13 protein-coding genes are annotated in these 16,420 nt (G+C 75.0%); 2 read left to right on the top strand and 11 right to left on the bottom strand.

Annotation, left to right across the window (positions count from 1 at the left end; all coding sequences use genetic code 11):
- Positions 1-10 precede the first annotated feature (10 nt).
- From ABZ497_RS18230 to ABZ497_RS18255, 6 genes are all read right to left on the bottom strand, one after another.
- Positions 11-904 carry an inositol monophosphatase family protein gene (locus tag ABZ497_RS18230; RefSeq protein ID WP_359806299.1) on the bottom strand — a complete coding sequence of 298 codons (894 nt, stop codon included), beginning with the start codon at positions 902-904 and terminating at the stop codon, positions 11-13.
- Positions 882-1,715: a hypothetical protein gene (locus tag ABZ497_RS18235; RefSeq protein ID WP_359806302.1), complete on the bottom strand. Its 834-nt coding sequence runs from the start codon at positions 1,713-1,715 to the stop codon at positions 882-884. The genes ABZ497_RS18230 and ABZ497_RS18235 overlap by 23 nt, the downstream gene beginning before the upstream one ends.
- A gap of 19 nt (positions 1,716-1,734) precedes the next feature.
- Positions 1,735-2,697 carry a hypothetical protein gene (locus ABZ497_RS18240; RefSeq protein ID WP_359806303.1) on the bottom strand — a complete coding sequence of 321 codons (963 nt, stop codon included), beginning with the start codon at positions 2,695-2,697 and terminating at the stop codon, positions 1,735-1,737.
- Positions 2,698-3,037: 340 nt separating this feature from the next.
- Positions 3,038-4,495, bottom strand: coding sequence for an MFS transporter (locus ABZ497_RS18245; protein ID WP_359806305.1), 1,458 nt, complete (start codon positions 4,493-4,495; stop codon positions 3,038-3,040).
- Complete coding sequence (locus tag ABZ497_RS18250; protein ID WP_359806308.1) at positions 4,492-5,229, bottom strand: winged helix-turn-helix domain-containing protein; 738 nt, start codon at positions 5,227-5,229, stop codon at positions 4,492-4,494. The genes ABZ497_RS18245 and ABZ497_RS18250 overlap by 4 nt, the downstream gene beginning before the upstream one ends.
- 125 nt (positions 5,230-5,354) lie before the next feature.
- Positions 5,355-6,152, bottom strand: a complete 798-nt coding sequence (locus ABZ497_RS18255; RefSeq protein ID WP_359806310.1) for a hypothetical protein — start codon at positions 6,150-6,152, stop codon at positions 5,355-5,357.
- Positions 6,153-6,471: 319 nt separating this feature from the next.
- On the opposite strand from ABZ497_RS18255, the gene polX reads away from it, so the two are divergent.
- Both polX and ABZ497_RS18265 read left to right on the top strand, forming a co-directional pair.
- The gene (polX, locus tag ABZ497_RS18260; protein ID WP_359806313.1) at positions 6,472-8,199 is read left to right on the top strand and encodes a DNA polymerase/3'-5' exonuclease PolX; all 1,728 of its coding nucleotides are present in this window, start codon (positions 6,472-6,474) and stop codon (positions 8,197-8,199) included.
- A gap of 531 nt (positions 8,200-8,730) precedes the next feature.
- Positions 8,731-9,612, top strand: a complete 882-nt coding sequence (locus tag ABZ497_RS18265; protein ID WP_359806316.1) for a (2Fe-2S)-binding protein — start codon at positions 8,731-8,733, stop codon at positions 9,610-9,612.
- A gap of 127 nt (positions 9,613-9,739) precedes the next feature.
- Here the strand turns inward: ABZ497_RS18265 and ABZ497_RS18270 are convergent, their stop codons facing one another.
- The 5 genes from ABZ497_RS18270 to ABZ497_RS18290 all read right to left on the bottom strand — a co-directional run bounded on the left by ABZ497_RS18270 (position 9,740) and on the right by ABZ497_RS18290 (position 16,378).
- A complete protein-coding gene (locus ABZ497_RS18270; RefSeq protein ID WP_359806318.1) occupies positions 9,740-10,792 on the bottom strand; it encodes a hypothetical protein in 1,053 nt (350 codons plus the stop codon).
- Positions 10,793-10,915: 123 nt separating this feature from the next.
- Entirely contained in the window at positions 10,916-12,532 is a 1,617-nt protein-coding gene (locus ABZ497_RS18275; protein WP_359806321.1) for an alpha-amylase family glycosyl hydrolase, read from the bottom strand.
- A gap of 215 nt (positions 12,533-12,747) precedes the next feature.
- On the bottom strand, positions 12,748-13,458 hold the full coding sequence (locus ABZ497_RS18280; protein WP_359806324.1) for a bifunctional 4-hydroxy-2-oxoglutarate aldolase/2-dehydro-3-deoxy-phosphogluconate aldolase: 711 nt from the start codon (positions 13,456-13,458) through the stop codon (positions 12,748-12,750).
- Complete coding sequence (locus ABZ497_RS18285) at positions 13,455-15,077, bottom strand: D-aminoacylase (protein ID WP_359806327.1); 1,623 nt, start codon at positions 15,075-15,077, stop codon at positions 13,455-13,457. Before ABZ497_RS18285 ends, ABZ497_RS18280 begins: the two co-directional genes overlap by 4 nt.
- On the bottom strand, positions 15,077-16,378 hold the full coding sequence (locus ABZ497_RS18290) for an alanine racemase (protein WP_359806330.1): 1,302 nt from the start codon (positions 16,376-16,378) through the stop codon (positions 15,077-15,079). Before ABZ497_RS18290 ends, ABZ497_RS18285 begins: the two co-directional genes overlap by 1 nt.
- Positions 16,379-16,420 lie beyond the last annotated feature (42 nt).

Raw genomic sequence — 16,420 nt, forward strand, 5'->3', positions numbered from 1 at the left:
GCCCGTTGCCTCAGCCGTGCCCGGCGGCCGAGGCGGCCCGGGCCACCAGGTCCAGCAGATAGGGCAGCGCCTCCGGTCGGCCCGCGACGAAGCTCCGCGCGGTGTCCGGCCGGCCGATCCGCCCGCTGAACCGGCCGCCGTCCAACCCGCGGACCACCACACCCGCCTCCGCCGCGAGCAGGTACCCGGCGGGCAGGTCGATCTCCTCCGGCAGATAGCCGACGAAGCCGTCGATGTCGCCCCGGGCCAGCATCGACCAGGCCAGCAGCGGCGCCCACAGCTGCAGCAGCCGCTGGGAGCCGGCCTCCAGCTCCGACTTCAGCGCCCGGAGCAGCCGGTCGTCGGTCGCGATGCCGTGCCCCTGGGTCCAGGCGAGCACCGGCCGGGCCGCGGCGACCGCACGCGCCGAACGGGCCGCACCCGCCGTACCGCAGAGCCGTCCCTGCGGGCCGAAGGCACCGGCACCGTGGACGGCCCACCACGTCCGGCCGATCACGGGGTCGTGCACGACCCCCACGACCGGCTCCTCGTCCACGCAGAGCGCGATGCCGACCACATAGGCCGGCAGCCCGATCACCACGTTGTTGCTGCCGTCGAGCGGATCCACCAGCCAGGTGCGGCCCGACGCCGCACCGCCGGCACCGCCCGCTGTCGCACCGCCCTCCTCGGCGACGATCCGGTCGCCCGGGAAGCACTCCGCGAGCCGGCTGCTCACCAGGGCCTCGGCCTGGAGGTCGAGTTCGGTGACCACATCGCCGTCCTCGCCCTTCGTGCAGACCCCGAAGGCGTCCTGGAACCGGGCGCTCAGCAGCACCCCCGCCTCCTCGGCGGCCCGCACCGCCACACCGCACTCGAACGCGAACGGGAACGCCGGGGCGCCGTCACGCTGCCTGATCGGGTCCACTGATCCTCCTCGCTGCCTCTCCGGCGATCCGAGCCGTCTGGTCGGCGTCGCAGAGCCGGCGCACCACCCGGCGGGCCGGACCGTCAACGGGCCCCAGCACGACGTCCACCGAGCCGGGCACGGACCGCCCCAGCACCACCGTCGCCGCCGACGCGGCCCCGGTGAGGAGGGTGGTGTGGAACTCGCCGGCCGCCAGGGTGTACGTCTCTCCGCGCGCGCTGCGCTGCTCCACCACCGGCTCCCAGCGCACCAGTCGCGGGGTCGGCCGGATCTCGTCCGCACCCGTGCGGCTGTACACCTCGAAGGCGCGGTGCGTCGGCCGCCGCGGCTCGTCCAGCACCCGGACCCTCAGGTTGCCGACCCGCCCGTAGAGCACGCTGCTCTTCAACTCCCAGCTGTGGCAGTGGATCTCCGGCGAAGGCGCGGGCGGGTGCGCCGCCGGTTGCGGGGGCGGGTGCGCCGCCCGGCGCAGACCGGGCATGACCGGCCCGAAGACGTGCACGCAGACCCCGCACGCGCCCTCCCGCAGGACCGGCAGGCAGTAGAAGCCGAGCGGGTGGGCCACCGCGCGCAGGGGTCTGCTGCCCGAGGCGATCTCCGCCAGGATCCCGCCGACCAGCCCGTCGAGCCCGCCCGGTTCTTCGGGCAGGCCTGGTTCGGACGGCGCGCCCGGGCCACCCCGGCTGTGCTGATCTGCCCGGCCGTCCCGGCCTGCCCGGCTGTCCTGGCCGGCCGGTCTGTCCGGCTCACCCGGTTCGGCCGCCGCCCCGGTCCGCCCGGCGGCCCGGTCGAGTCTCGTGAAGAGGTCCATCGTCTCCCGCCTCCGGCGGCTACCTGCGGTAGGGGTTCTCCGCGTGCAGCGCCCTGTCGATGATGTCGCCGACGTCGCGGTCCGAGAGGGCCGCCGGCAAGGGGATGCCGAGCTGCTCGAAGAGCCGCCGTGCCTCGTCGACGGTGGGGTCCTCGCTGAGCGGCTCGGTGTCCCGCAGGTCGAGCTTGAGCGCCTGCTCCCGGTAGTGGTGCAGCTCGGTGACGTAGTAGTCGTAGAGCGGACGCCCGCGCTCGACGTAGAGGCTGACCCGCCGCGGATCGTCCTGAGTGATGATCAGACAGGACGCGGAGAGGTCGAAGCGCAGCGTCGGGACGACGGACGACAGGTGGACGTCGATCTCCAGGGTGTCGAGCCGCTGCCGGTACCACGAGGCGGCGAGCACGGTGGCGTACGACTCCTTGCGGGTGCGCTCGACGCTCCAGCCGTCCTGCGCGACGGAGTCCCGCCGGCTGCTGAACGTCTCGCGGAACCGCGAATAGGCGGCACAGGCCCGCTCGTCCCCCGGGTGCACGATATCGATCTTGACGGTGAGCGAACGGCGCCTGCGCTGCGCCTCCCGCACGCACTCGGGCAGGGTCACGGCCCGCAGATAGGTACCGGTGCCGCCCTTGAAGACCCACCGGTCGGTGTCCTGCCGGGCTCCCTCCAGGGCCCGTTCGAGATCCATACCGGCCAGCTCGCGCACCGAGGTCAGACTGTCCAGCGCCTGCCGCGCGCCGGCCGTGGCTTCCCGGATGTCGGCGATCCGGCGCTTGCGCTCGGCCAGCGACCCGTAGACCACCGCGGCGAGCACCAGGAGCGTGGCACCCGACACGACGTTGTCACCGAGCACTCCCCCGAACATGTCGAGCAACCCGACGGTCAGCGCGCCGCAGAAGGCGACGACACCGTCCGAGTTCCTGAGCCCCCAGGCGATCGCGCCCTCCAGCCGCCGCCCGGACCCCGAGCCCCCGTTCGCCACCCCGCACCCCCGTCCTTCGCCCACCAACATGGTAGGTCAGCGGTCCAGTTGACGCCCAGACAGTTCACTGCCGGAACGGAGCACGAAGGGCGCGCTTCGAGCGTGGAGGGCGCACACCGTGGGCCGTCGCCCCGGCCGGCCGGTACCTGCCGCACCGGCCGGTGGCACGAACCGGCGTCACGAGTGGGCGTCACGAACTGGCGTCACGAGCCGGTGACGCGAACCGGTGACGCGAGCCCGTGGCACGAGCCGACGGCCCGAACCAAGGGCACGACCGCGCGGCACGACCGGCGGCGGCCGCCGGAACCGCTCGGCCGGCCTGCCGTCGGGCCCGCCCGACTCAGCCGTCGGCCTTGGCCCCGGCCACCGAGAGGAGGTGCCGGTCCGCCCCGGTGCCCGACTCCGCGGCGCCGGGCGGCGACGGCACCGGCGGCGCCGACCGTTCGGCCTCGCGGGGGTCGGCCGCCGGCCCGCGGCCCCGCAGGCGGTCCATCTCCCGCCACTCGGGCCGCAGGGCCGCCAGCGAGGTGGTGGCGAAGTACAGCCCGCCGCCCACCAGCAGCACGGGTATCAGGCCGGACAGGGCGACGGCCGCGCCGGCGAGGAGACCGCCGAGGGGGATGCCGGCCCAGGCCAGCGAGTCGCCGAGGGCTCCGACGCGGCCCAGCAGGTGGCGCGGCACCCGCTCGAACGTCACCGCACCGAGGATCGGGTTGAGGAAGCCGGAACCGAAGCCGCCCACCGCGAAGACCGCCAGCACTACACCGATCGGCGCGTCCAGGGCGAGGACCAGGAACCTCGGTGCTCCGCAGAGCAGGAAGCCCGCGAAGAACACCACCCGGCGCGGAAGCCGATGGGCGACGGCCGCCGCTATCAGGCTCCCCGTCACCGCCGCGATCCCCCAGGCGCTGCCGGTCAGCCCGATGGCCGCGGGGCCGCCCCCGGACTGCTGCGCCCAGAGCGGCACCAGGACGGTCATGAAGCCCGCGTCCAGCAGGTTGGTCACCGCGATCATGACGATCACGGTGAGCAGCAGCGGCTCGCCGCGCAGGAAGGTGAAGCCCTCCCGGAACATCTGCCAGTAGCCGGCCGGCCCGTCGGCCCGCGTCGGCTGCGCGGACTCGACGGAATCGACGGAATCGGCGGCCCGCGCGGACTTCGCGGTGGCCGGTGCGATGGCACCCCGGCCCATCCCCCGGGGCAGCACCACCAGCACGACCAGCGCACCCAGCCCGAATGCGACGGCGTTCAGCGTCAGACCGGCCATCGGACCGAGCAGCGCCACCAGCCCGCCGCCCACCGCCGGGCCGATCGTCGAGGCCAGCCGCTCGGTGACCCCGGACAGCCCGGTAGCGCGCTCCAGCGGCACCCGGGCGTGGTCGGCCGCCTCGGGGACCATCACCTCCTTGGCCAAGTCCCCCGGGCCGCGCACCGCGCCGACCGTCGCGACCAGGACGAGCAGCAGCCAGAACGGCAGCAGGCCAAGCCCGTGCAGCAGCGGCACCAGGGCCGCCGCGACGGCACTCACCGTGTCCGTCGTCCAGGAGACGACGCGCGGGCCCAGCCGGTCGATCACCGGGCCCGTGAACGCCTTGACCAGCACGTACGGCGTCATCTCGACGAAGGCCACCACGCCGGTCATGGTGGCGCTGCCGGTGGTGGCGAGGACGAACCAGGGCAGGGCGATGGCCGAGACCCGGGTACCGGTGAGCGAGACGGCCATCGCCGACAGCACGCCGACCAGGGGCCGGAGGCTGCGCGGGGCGGCGACCGCCTCGACGGCGGTGGACCCGGTCATGACCGCCCCCCGGAGTCCTCGACCGAACCCCCTGGCCCGCCCGCCGCAGGCGCCGTCTCCCCGCCGCCGCGCCCGGCCCCGTCCTGCTCGGCCCCGCCCTGATCGACGCCGTCCTGTCCGGCGTCGTCCTGCTCGGTGCCCCCTCGGGGCTCGGGCAGCACCTGGAGGACCATTCCGATCCGCTCGGCGCCGGCCGGGGCGTCCGCCGCGTCGAACTGCCGGTAGCGGCCGACGACGGCGGCCAGCTCCTCCGTCATGGCGCGGGCCTCCTCGGGAGTGAGCAGGACCGCCATGTCGCTGAGGTTGAGGATGTGGCGCCAGGCCCGCGGCATGGTCTCGTACCCGTTCAGCGCGCGCTGGGCGAGCAGCGTGTGCGCGGCGACGATGGACCGCAGGTAGCCGAGGGCCGCCTCCGGCTCCTCGTCCGCCAGCTCCATGTCCGACCACACGGTGAGCTGGTGGACCGCCCGCCACCACCGCTCGCGGGCGTTGCCGCGCTCGGAGTCCTCCTCGACGAACCCCGCGGCCGCCAGCTGCCGCAGGTGGTAGCTCGTCGCGCCCGACGTCAACCCCATCTGCTCGGCCAGCCGGGTCGCGGTGGACGGCCCGCCACGGCGCAGCAGCCCGATCAGCTGCACGCGGACAGGATGGGCCAGCGCCCGCAGGCCCTTGGCATCGAGCACGACGTCCCGCTGCGGGTCGGGACTGTGCGGCCACCGCTTCTCTTCGGTCATGGCAGCAGCCTAGGACCGCAAAGACTTCTTCGCAAAGGGTTTTTGCGAAGAAGTCTTTGCGGTCCTCCTAGACGGCCTTCCGGCGCCCCCGCCCGACCGTCACGGCCCGTCCGCGGCGCTCCGTCTCACTCCCGGGCGACCGACAGAGCCAGCACCACGGTGAGGCCACCGCCCGGAGTCTGCTCCACCGCCAGCCGCCCGCCCGCCGCACGGACCAGGCCGTCCACCGCCGGGCCGGCCGCACCGGCGGAGCGCAGGCCGGCGAGCAGCCACTGCCGGGCCTCCGGCAGCTCGCTCTGCCCGCGGTCCACCACCCTGAGCTCCACCCGGGCCCGACCGGCGCCGGCACCCGCCGCGCTCGCGAGCCCCGCCGCACCCCCGGCCCCCGACCCCGCCCCCGGGACGTCCCGCCCACCGAAGTCCCGCACACCGGGGTCCACCGCACCGGCGTCCACCACATCGGCGCGCACCAGCACCCTGGCCCCCCACGGGCTGCGCCTGATCGCGTGATCGACCAACCCCGCCAGCGCCGACTCCAGCCGCCGGGCGTCCGCGACCACCACCGGCAGGCCGGCCGGTATTCGGACCGCCACCTGCCCCGCGCGGCCGCCCCCGCGCAGGACCCGCTGGACCACGTCGGCCACCTGGACGTGCGGCGCCCGCGGACCGCACCCCTCCGCCCGGTCCGTCCACCGCACCCGCTCCAGCTCCGGGCGGCTGAGTTCGCGGGGCCCGGCCATCACACCGGCCGGGGGCCGCCCGAGACCGTCCGCGGGTCCGAACCCCGCCTTCTCCCCGGTACCGTCCTCGCCCGCGCCCGGACCACCGCCCCGGCCGCCCCCGGCGACGGCGCCGAACGCACCGAACCCGCCGAGCGCCCGGGCGCCCGACGCGACATAGCCCCAGAGCTTCCCGCGTGCCATCGCCCTGCCCCTCGTACCTCACCGATCGTCGCCGCCGGCCGCACGGCGGACCGGAGTCGGCCGCGCTCCGGGTCCTCCGCCAAGCCTGCGCCCGGGCCGCACGGGTGACAATCCGGCTCCCGGGCACGAACCGGGCACAGTACCCCGCCGACCGACCGGGAACGAACCCGTCGACCGACGGGGGTCCGGTCGCCACCGCCCGCACGGCGCCGCCCGAGCGCACCGGCCCGGCCCGCACGCCCCGACGCGCGCCCGCACGCCCCGAGGCCACCGAGCCGCACCCCCTGCCCGATCGGGCCGCCGAACCTAGACTGACCCCATGACCCGGCTCAACGACCAGGTCCAGGAGCTGCTCCAGGAGTACGCCGACCTGATCTCGATCACCGGCGGGGACGCCTTCCGGGCCCGCGCCTACGAGAAGGCCGCCCGTGCGGTGGGCGGCCACCCGGAGGACATCGCCGGGCTGGACGCCAAGGGCCTCCAGAAGATCCCCGGCGTCGGGAAGTCCACCGCCGACAAGGTCGCCCAGTACCTCGCCACCGGCCGGATGGACGCGCTGGAGACGCTGCGCGCGGCCATCCCGGCCGGGGTCCGCGCCATGACGGCCGTTCCCGGTGTCGGGCCCAAACGCGCGCTCGCCCTCTACCGCGACCTCGACATCGCCTCCGTCGACCAGCTCGCCGAGGCCATCCGCGCTGACCGGCTGAGCGCCGTGGCCGGGTTCGGCGAGCGCAGCGGCGAGCAGATCCTGCGCGGCATCGAGCTGATGCGGCAGGCCGGCGGGCGGACGCTGCTCGACGCGGCCACCGAACAGGCCGAGCAGATCGTCGCCGCGATCGCGGCCGTCCCGGGCTGCACCCGCTGCGCGTACGCGGGTTCGCTGCGCCGGATGCGCGAGACGGTCGGCGACATCGACGTGCTCGCCACCGCCGAGGACTCCGCGCCGCTGATGGCCGCGCTCACCGGACTCCCCTCGGTGGCCGAGGTGATCGCCCGCGGGCCGACCAAGACCTCGGTCCGCACCGCCAAGGGGCTCCAGGTCGACCTGCGGGTGGTGCCGGAGGACGACTGGGGAGCGGCGCTGGTGTACTTCACCGGCTCCAAGGCGCACAACATCAAGCTCCGCACGATGGCCGTCCGGGCCGGACTCAAGCTCTCCGAGTACGGCCTGTTCGACGCGGAGAGCGGCGACAAGGTGGTCTCGGCGACCGAGGAGGAGGTCTACGCGGCGCTCGGGCTGCCCTGGATCGCGCCGCCGATGCGCGAGGACCGCGGCGAGATCGAGGCAGCCCTGGAGGGCGAACTCCCGGTGCTGGTCACCGAGGCGGACCTGCGCGGCGATCTGCACACCCACACCGATCTCACCGACGGGCTGGCGAGCCTGGAGGAGATGATCGACACGGCGGCCGCCCGCGGTTACGCGTACTACGCCGTCACCGACCACGCGCCGGACCTGGTGATGCAGCGGATGACGGACGAGAAGATGCTCGCCCAGCGCGAGCGACTGCGCGAACTGGCGGGCCGGCACCGGCGGATGCGGCTGCTGCACGGCACCGAGCTGAACATCGGCCCGGACGGCGGGGTGGACTGGCCCGCCGAGTTCCTGGCCGGTTTCGACGTCTGCGTCGCCTCCGTCCACTCGCACTTCGGGGCCGACCGCGCCGCCCAGACCCGCCGGCTGATCCGCGCCTGCGAGAACCCGCACGTGCACGTCATCGGCCACCTCACCACCCGGCGGATCGGCCGGCGCGGGCCGATCGACGTCGACCTCGACGCCGTGTTCCGGGCCGCCGCCCGGACCGGCACCGCGATCGAGATCAACAGCTCACCGAACCGCCTCGACCTGCGCGACGAGGACGTGCTGCGGGCGAAGCGCCACGGGGTCCGCTTCTCGATCGACAGCGACGCCCACTCCACCCCGCAGCTGGCGTACCCGAGGTACGGCGTCGGCACCGCGCAGCGGGCCTGGCTGACCGCCGAGGACGTGATCAACACCTGGCCGTGGCAACGCCTGAAGCGGTTCCTGCGCAAGGACGCGCTGCGGTAGCGCGCGGCAGCCGCCCCCAGGTGCCCGTCAGGTCGCCGCGGGTGCGCCCGACCCGCCCAGGAGCCGGGTAGATTGCCCCGATTCATGGGGAAAAGCCCTGGTGCCCGGGGCGCGGGAGGCGCATCATGGAGGTGGACCTGCGAGGAGCTGTGGGAGTTCGACCGCAGGAGGCAGTGGCGACAGATCGAGACGGATCAGGGTCTGCCGCTGGTACCTCGGTCGACGATCGAACTATGAGGCCGGAGGACGCGACGTCCGGAGGCCATCCCCCTCCTCGCAGGTTCCGCACGCCCGGCGACCGCAGGTTCGGCACGCCCGGCGGCGGGGGCCGCGGCTCCGGGGCCAGGACTCGGGCGCCCGTGGCGCGGTAGCGTTCATCACCGCCGACACCGGCCACTCGACCGTCCCGGGGCCGACGCCCCCACGGCCCGCCCCGGAGGACCGCCCGATGACCGACGACCGCCCGCCCGCAGGCAGCCCCGGGCTCCGCCGGCCGACCCCGTGCCCGCCGGTCGCCCGGGCGGTCGGCCGATGACCACCAGCACGCCCGACTACCGCCGACTCTCCGCCGTCGGACCGTACTTCGCCCTGGACTCCGGCGCCTCGCCCGCCGAGGCCGCCCCTCCGGGATTCCGCCCGCTGCGCGAGCTGTACGCGCACGGGCCCCGCTCGCCGCTGGCCGAGCGGGTCCGGGTGGTGGCCCACCGGCTCGGCACCGCCGAACCCCGGGTGGCGGCCTCGATCCTGCACCTCGGGCTCGCCGCCCGATTCTGCTCGGTGGGCCTCGGCGCCGCCGTCCTGCTGGGCACCGTCCCCGCGCTGGACCCCGACCGCGCCTACGTGCGCATCCCGGAGCAGGGCCCGATCGACCTCTGGACACCGCACGAGGCGACACCGCACGAAGCGACACCCCACGACGGAACGCCCCACGACGGAACGCCCCACATCGGGACACCGGACCACCGAGCGCCGCACCACGACGCACCCCACCCCCCACAGCCGCCCGCCCCGGCTCCGACCGGCCCCCGCGCGAGCGACGAGCAGCTGGCCGACCGGATCCACCACGTGCTCGTCCAGGGCCAGTTGACGCTGCTCGCGGCCGCCGTCCGGGCCGCCGTGCCGCTCTCCGGCAGACTGCTCGACGGCAATGCCGCCTCCGCCCTGGCGGGGGCCCTGCGCATGCTCGACGCCCACGCGGCCCCCGGCCGGGCCCGCGCCCTCGTCGCGGCGGTCCTCCGCCGGCCACCGCTGGCCGACACCGGCGAGCTGCGCGGCACCGGCTTCCGGCGCACCAGTTGCTGCCTCTACTACCGGGTCGGCCCGGGCACCGGCGTCTGCGGCGACTGCTGCTTCACCAGCCCGCCCGGACCACGCCACCCCGAAGCACGCCGCCCCGGACCACGCCGCCCCTGACCACGCCACCCCGCCCGAGGCGCGGCGCGGCGGCCCGCGTGCGGCCTGTCCGGGGCCGGGCGCGGGCCGCCGATCCCCACCCGGCGCCGATGCCCGTGGCGACGGGTGAAGCCTTCCGGCGTCACGGTCAGACCGCGACCGCCTCCGCCATCTCCTCCTCGGCCTCCGCCTCCGCCTCGACCGCTGACCGGCCGCGCTTCTCGTACGCCGCCGCGCCGACCATCACCGCACCGCCCAGCCCCAGCCAGAGCGCCAGGGTCAGCACGTGCCCGCCGAGCCCGGCGCCGCCGTCGAAGTACAGGACGCTGCGGGCGCCCTCCAGGAATCCGGCGCCGGTCCAGAAGGCGTGCAGGGCACCGAAGAAGCCGTTCTGCAGCTCGGGCCGGTAGATGCCGCCCGAGGTGGTGAAGTTCAGCATCACGAACAGCACCATCATCGTCAGCGTGGTCCACCGCTTCAGGAAGCTGTGCAGGCCGATGCCGATCGCGAGGACACCCGCCGAATACAGCCAGCCGAGCGCCCAGACGGCTGCCAGGTCGTGGTCCACGACGTGGAAGACCGGCCCGGCGGTGCCGATGCCGATCACGCTCACCGCCAGCGAGACGGCGAGGCCGACCAGGGCCCGGGTCCGCATGCCGAGGGCGGCGCCGGCCGCGCCGATCACCGCGACGCTCGCGTAGGAGCCGATGCTGAGCGCGACCAGCAGGAAGAACAGGCCCTGGCCGGTCGGGTCGCCCTTGCCGGGCGTGGCGAGGTCGGTGACGGTCAGCGGCACGCCCTGCTGGTCGGTGACGTTCCGGAACACCGCCTCCGCCGCCATCGCGGAGGTGTCGGACCCGCCCTTGGCGACGATCAGTTCGGGGCTCCGGGCGTCCGGGAGGAACGCGCCGACCAGGTCGCGGTCGCGTAGCTGCTGCTCGGCGGCGTCCTTGGTCGCCAGGGTGCTGACGTCGAGCGCCGGGCCGGCCTTGGCCCGGACGGCGTCCGCCAGGCCCTGAGCCTGCGGGGAGGTGCCGACGACGGCGACCTTCAGGTGGTGCGGCTCGGGCTGGTGGAACGCCCCCTGGTAGGCGAGCGCCATGCCCAGGCACATCAGCAGCGGGGTGAGCAGGTGGACGGCGAGGTGCTTGAGCGCGTGCCCCGGGGTGGGCGCCGCAGCGGTGGTCTGGGGTGCACTCATGGCGTTCGTCTCATCCTCCGTTGCCGGGCCTAGAAGATGGTAAATGCAACCATCTGGATGCAGTGTACAACCATTTCGCGGACGAGCGAAAGCCCGGACCCACCCCCGCGCGGCCCGCCCTGCTCAGACCAGCTCGAACACCCCGTACGAGAACCCGTCCGCCCGGAGCTCTCCGTCGACCACCCGCACCCCCTGCACGTCCAGCGGCCGCACCGCGACCGGATCAGCCGCACCGCCCCGACCGCCCGGCAGCGCCGACCCGAGCGGCACCACGCCCGGCTCCCGCCGCGGATTGACCACCACCAGGTACCGCCCCGCCCGGGTGTACACCAGCGGGTAGCCGACGCTGCGGACCTCGACCGCACCGCCCGCCCCCAGGCCCGGATGGGCCCGCCGAAGCGCGATCAGGCGCCGGACGGTGTGCAGCAGCGAGGTCGGGTCGGCCCGCTGCGTGGCCACGTCCGGGCGGTGCGGGTCGGGGTCGACCGGCAGGTAGAGCCGCTCGGCGGGAGCGGTGGAGAAGCCGGCGTTCGCCCCGGGCTCCCACTGCATCGGCGTGCGCGAGCCGGCCCGGTTGTACCGCGGACCGAGCGTGCTGCCCTCCACGTCGGGCAGGCCGGGAAGATAGCGCATGCCGATCTCGTCGCCGTAGTAGACCGCCGGCAGGGTGGGCCAGGTGAGCTGGAAGGCGAAGGCGGGGGCGAGCTGTTCGGCGGTCCGCGGGCCGGTGGCGAGCCGGGAGAAGTCGTGGTTCGCGGTGGGCAGCGCGATGTACCCGGCGCCCTCGGTGAGTTGGGCGGCGCTGCGCCAGGCGTCGAGGAAGACCCGCGGGGTGCCGCGGCCCTCGGCCTCGAAGTAGCAGGGGCCCTGCTTCCAGTACTCCTCGACCGTGCCGGTGCCGTTGTTCCACAGCGAGCGGAGCGGCAGACCGTGGTCGGCGCCGCCGAACTGGAGGAAGAAGTCGGCGTGGAAACCGGCCGCGACGGCGGCGGCCGGGTCGCCCCACTCGGCGAGCAGCGCGGCCTGCGGGTGGGCACGGTCGAGCCAGTCGCGCAGCTCCGTCCAGAGCTTGGAGGTCTCGACGAACCCGGGGTCGTCCTTGACCAGCGAGGAGGCCATGTCGACGCGGAACCCGGCCAGGCCGAGGTCCAGCCAGTGCGCCATGATCCCGCGCAGCGCGGCGCGGTTCGCGCGCGGACCGTCGGCGTCCACCGGCTGTCGCCAGGGCTGGTCGGAACGGCTCTGCGCGTAGCCGAAGTTGAGCGCCGGCTGGCAGTCGAAGAAGTTCGGCCGGTACCAGCCGGGGCGGCTGCCGGGCGAGGCGACGAAGCCGTCGACCGGCCGGTCCGACCAGATGTAGCGGTCGTCGTCCCGGTCCTCGGCGGCGGCCAGGAACCAGGGGTGCCGGTCGGAGGTGTGACCGGCGACCAGGTCGAGCAGGATCCGGATGCCCCGGCCGCGCGCCGCCTCGACCAGCGCGGCCAGGTCCTCGGTGGAGCCGTACCGGGGCGCGGGCGTGAGGTAGTCGCTCACGTCGTACCCGGCGTCCCGGAACGGCGAGGCGAAGCACGGGTTCAGCCAGACCGTGTCGACCCCGAGCCAGGCCAGGTGGTCCAGGCGGGCGGCGATGCCCGCGAAGTCCCCGATGCCGTCGCCGTCGGAGTCGGCGAAGGTCTGCGGGTAGATCTGGTACAGGACGGCGTCGGCCAACCAGTCGGGGCCGGGGCGGGTCGAGGTCATGGGGTGGATCCTCCTACCGGGTGCCGGGGTCCGGAACCACCGATTCTCGTCCAATCCCGGCCGTCCCGACAGCCCCCCTCCGGCACCGCTCCCCCGGGGCCGGGCCTACCCCGGCGACCCGGCCCCGCCGCGCCTACCGGCCGCCCACGGCGCAGGCCCGGGTGAACACCCGCGCCCGCCGGGCGATCTCGGCCCAGTCCCCGGCCCCGCCGCGCCTACCGGCCGCCCATGGCGCAGGCCCGGGTGAACACCCGCGCCCGCCCGGCGATCTCGGCCCAGTCCCCGGCCGCGACGGCCTCCGGCGCCACCACGTCCGTCCCCGCGCAGACCGCGAGCGCGCCCTGTGCCAGGAACTCCGCCGCGTTGCCCGCGTTGACGCCGCCGGAGGCGACCAGCGGAACGTCCGGGTAGGGGCCGCGGAGGTCCTTGAAGTAGCCGGGCCCGAAGGTCCGGGCCGGGAAGATCTTGACCGCCGCGGCGCCGAGGTCGACGGCCTGCGCGACCTCGGTGGGGGTGAGCGCGCCCAGCACGACCGGTACCCCGGCGGCGTGCCCGACCCGGGCCACCTCGGGCCGGCAGCCGGGCGTGACCAGGAAGGACGCGCCGGCGGCGATGCCGCGCTCGGCCTGCTCGGCGGTCAGCACCGTACCGACCCCGACCCGGTGGCCGGCCTGCGCCGCCCTGAGCAGATGGTCCGTCACACCGGGTGTGGTGTAGGTGAATTCGGTCCAGGTGATGCCGCCCTCGGCGAGCGCGGCGCAGAGCGCGGCGGCGTCGGGTATCCGGGGGGCACGGACGACGGCGATCACCGGATCGGCGGCCAGCGCGGCACGCGCGGCCGCGAGGACGGAAGCGGCCGCGGGAACGGAAGCGGCCGCCGCAGCCGTCACGGAAACGGCGTCGGAGACGAAGGGCGAAGGGCTCATGCGGCTCGGGTTCCTCGATCGGTTCGGCGCAGGGCGCGCCCGGGCCTGGCGCCCGTGGTGCGGCCCTGCTGGACGACGGCGGTGCCGTTGACGTAGACGTGCTCGATACCGGCGGCGGGCCGCCGGGGCTGTTCGAAGGTGGCGGTGTCCTGGACGCGTTCGGGGTCGAAGAGCACCAGGTCGGCGTGGAATCCGGGGGCGATCCGGCCGCGCCGGTCCAGCCGCAGCCGGGCGGCGGGCCGGCCGGTCATCCGGGCGATCGCCTGCTCCAGGGTCAGGACGCCCAACTCCCTGCTGTAGTGCGCGAGATAGCGGGGGAAGGTGCCCCAGGCCCGCGGGTGCGGCCGGGCCCCGACCAACAGGCCGTCGCTGCCGACGGTGTGCGCGCGATGCCGCATGATCGCCCGGACGTTCTCCTCGTGGCCGACGTGCTGGAGGATGGTGGTGGCCAGCTCGTCCCGGCGCAGCAGGTCGAGGAAGACCTCCGTCCCGCTGCGGCCCTGCTCGGCGGCCAGCTCGGCGACGGTCCGGCCGACGGCCCCCGCCAGCTCCTGGTTCCGGACGCCGGAGAGCTGGATGGTCGCCCAGTCGGTGACCACCCCGTGGCAGCCGTCGCTGCCCTTCACCTCCACCTCGTACCGGATCCGCTCGCACGCGTCCGCTTCACCGAGCCGGGCCAGGGTGGCCTGCGGGCCGCCCTCGGTGGCCCAGCCGGGCAGCAGGGCGGCCAGTGTGGTGGAGCCGGGCAGGTAGGGGTAGCTGTCCAGGGTGAGGTCGATGCCGTCGGCGAGCGCCCGGTCGACGAGGTCGAGCAGTTCGCCCGCCCGCCCCTGGTTGACGCCGAAGTTCATCGTGGCGTGGGTCAGGTGCAGCGGGCAGCCGGACCGGCGGGCGATCTCCACCATCTCGGCGTAGCCCTCCAACGCCCCTGCCCCGTAGGACCGTTGGTGCGGTGCGTGGAATCCGCCGCACTCGGCGACGACCCGGCAGAGGGCGACCAGCTCGGCGGTGTCGGCGTACATCCCGGGCGTGTAGGTCAGGCCGCTGGAGAGGCCGACGGCGCCTTCGGCCAGACCCTGGGCCAGCAGTTCGCGCATCCGGTCGAGCTCCCGGGCGCTCGGAGCCCGGTTCTCCCACCCCATGGCCAGCATCCGCAGCGAGCCGTGCGGGACGAGGTAGCAGGCGTTGACGGCCGGCCCGGTCCGGTCCAGCCGGTCCAGGTACTCGCCGACGGTGCGCCAGTCCCAGTCGAAGCCCTCCGGATCGCCGTTCCACCCGGCGATCTGGCGGCGCAGCGCGGGCAGCGTGCCGTCGTCGACCGGGGCGTAGGAGAGGCCGTCCTGGCCGAGGACTTCGCAGGTGACGCCCTGGGTGACCTTGGCCGGGTGGTCGGGTTCGAGCAGCAGGGCCAGGTCGGAGTGGGCGTGCATGTCGATGAAGCCGGGGGCCAGTACCAGGCCGTCGGCGTCCACTTCGCGGGCGCCGCCGAGCCCGTTCCCGAGCTCGGCGATCCGTCCCTGCCCGATCCGGACGTCGGCCCGGTACCGGTCGGCGCCGGTGCCGTCGACGACGGTGGCCCCCTTGAAGACGAGGTCGTCGACCGGAGACTGAGGCTCCATCAGAAATACGTCCTGATCAGCCCGGTGACCTTCGGGTCAGCCGCGGAGGCGTCGTCCAGCACCGGGATCATCGTCCACTTGTCGAAGGCGGTGCACGGGTGGGACACCCCGAGCCGCAGTACCGCGCCGACCGGCGCGAGGTCGCCGGCGTCCCGCAGGAAGGCGTGCTGGTCGTTGAGCGCGGTGACCCGGGCCGCCGTGCCGGTCAGCACCGTTCCGCCCCGGACGAGTTGGGGCTCCGGCAGGCCCTCGTCGAAGGGCAGGTCGCGCTTGCCCGCGTCGAGCAGGGCCAGCTGCGGCTCCGGCCGGGAGACCACCCGGGCCCAGCCGTGCAGGGCGCCCCGGAAGGGCGTCGGACCGGCCCCCCGGCCCAGCGGGGAGATCCCCCGGTAGAAGCCGTCGTCGTGGGCGACGTAGGCGCCCGAGCGCAGGACCACCGAGGCCTCCGGCAGTGCGGCCAGCTCCTCGACCACCAGGTCGAAGTAGGCGCTGCCACCGGCCGTGACGATCGGCGGGGCACCGTCGGCGTAGCCGCCGGCCAGCCGTCCGTGCAGGTCGGCGAGGGCGCGCAGGTAGCCGCGGACGGTGGCCAGGCCGTCGGCGCCGGCGTCGTGGGCCAGTGCGCCCTCGTAGCCGCCGATCCCCGCCAGTCGCAGCGTCGGCGCGCGCAGCACCGCGGCGGCGACCTCGACGGCCGCGTCGACCCCGCGGGCGCCGGTCCGCCCGCCGGGGCCGCCGAGCTCGACCAGGACCTCGACCGGTCGTTCGGCGCCGACCGCGCGCAGCGCCTCGTCCATCAGCCGGACGCTCTCGGTGGAGTCCACCCAGGAGACGAAGGCGAACGACGGGTCGGCGGCCAGCTCACCGGCGAGCCAGCCGAGCCCGGCCGGGTCGAGCAGGGTGTTGGCGAGCAGGATCCGCCGGACGCCGAACGCCCGCGCCACCCGGACCTGCGGCAGGTTGGCCAGGGTGATGCCGTGGCTGCCGGCGTCCAGTTGGGCCTGCCAGAGCGCCGGCGCCATCGTGGTCTTGCCGTGCGGGGCGAGGGCGACGCCCGCCTTGGCGCACCAGTCGGCCATCGTCCGCACATTGTGGTCGAGCGCGGCGGCGTCCAGGGTGAGCAGCGGGGTGCCGAAACCGGCGAGCGTGGGCCCGGTGGCGAGGTAGTCCCGCACGGTCGACCCCCACGCGGCGGGCGGCAGCGCCTTGAAGCGCCAGTCGAGCACCTCGTCGGCGAGGGCCGCGACCGCGCCGGTGTCGATGCCCGGTCCGGTGCCGCTGCTTACGAAGGTCTGGTCCACCGTGTTCTCCTTACGTGTTGCAACATGTGCAACGAGGGTTGC

Source organism: Kitasatospora sp. NPDC005751, from assembly GCF_040630835.1.
Lineage (GTDB): Bacteria > Actinomycetota > Actinomycetes > Streptomycetales > Streptomycetaceae > Kitasatospora.

Coding starts and splice junctions, on each gene's coding strand:
- ABZ497_RS18250 (WP_359806308.1), bottom strand. CDS start 5,229: ATGACCGAAGAGAAGCGGTGGCCGCACAGTCCCGACCCGCAGCGGGAC.
- ABZ497_RS18285 (WP_359806327.1), bottom strand. CDS start 15,077: ATGGAGCCTCAGTCTCCGGTCGACGACCTCGTCTTCAAGGGGGCCACC.
- ABZ497_RS18275 (WP_359806321.1), bottom strand. CDS start 12,532: ATGACCTCGACCCGCCCCGGCCCCGACTGGTTGGCCGACGCCGTCCTG.
- ABZ497_RS18235 (WP_359806302.1), bottom strand. CDS start 1,715: ATGGACCTCTTCACGAGACTCGACCGGGCCGCCGGGCGGACCGGGGCG.
- ABZ497_RS18245 (WP_359806305.1), bottom strand. CDS start 4,495: ATGACCGGGTCCACCGCCGTCGAGGCGGTCGCCGCCCCGCGCAGCCTC.
- polX (WP_359806313.1), top strand. CDS start 6,472: ATGACCCGGCTCAACGACCAGGTCCAGGAGCTGCTCCAGGAGTACGCC.
- ABZ497_RS18255 (WP_359806310.1), bottom strand. CDS start 6,152: ATGGCACGCGGGAAGCTCTGGGGCTATGTCGCGTCGGGCGCCCGGGCG.
- ABZ497_RS18265 (WP_359806316.1), top strand. CDS start 8,731: ATGACCACCAGCACGCCCGACTACCGCCGACTCTCCGCCGTCGGACCG.
- ABZ497_RS18280 (WP_359806324.1), bottom strand. CDS start 13,458: ATGAGCCCTTCGCCCTTCGTCTCCGACGCCGTTTCCGTGACGGCTGCG.
- ABZ497_RS18270 (WP_359806318.1), bottom strand. CDS start 10,792: ATGAGTGCACCCCAGACCACCGCTGCGGCGCCCACCCCGGGGCACGCG.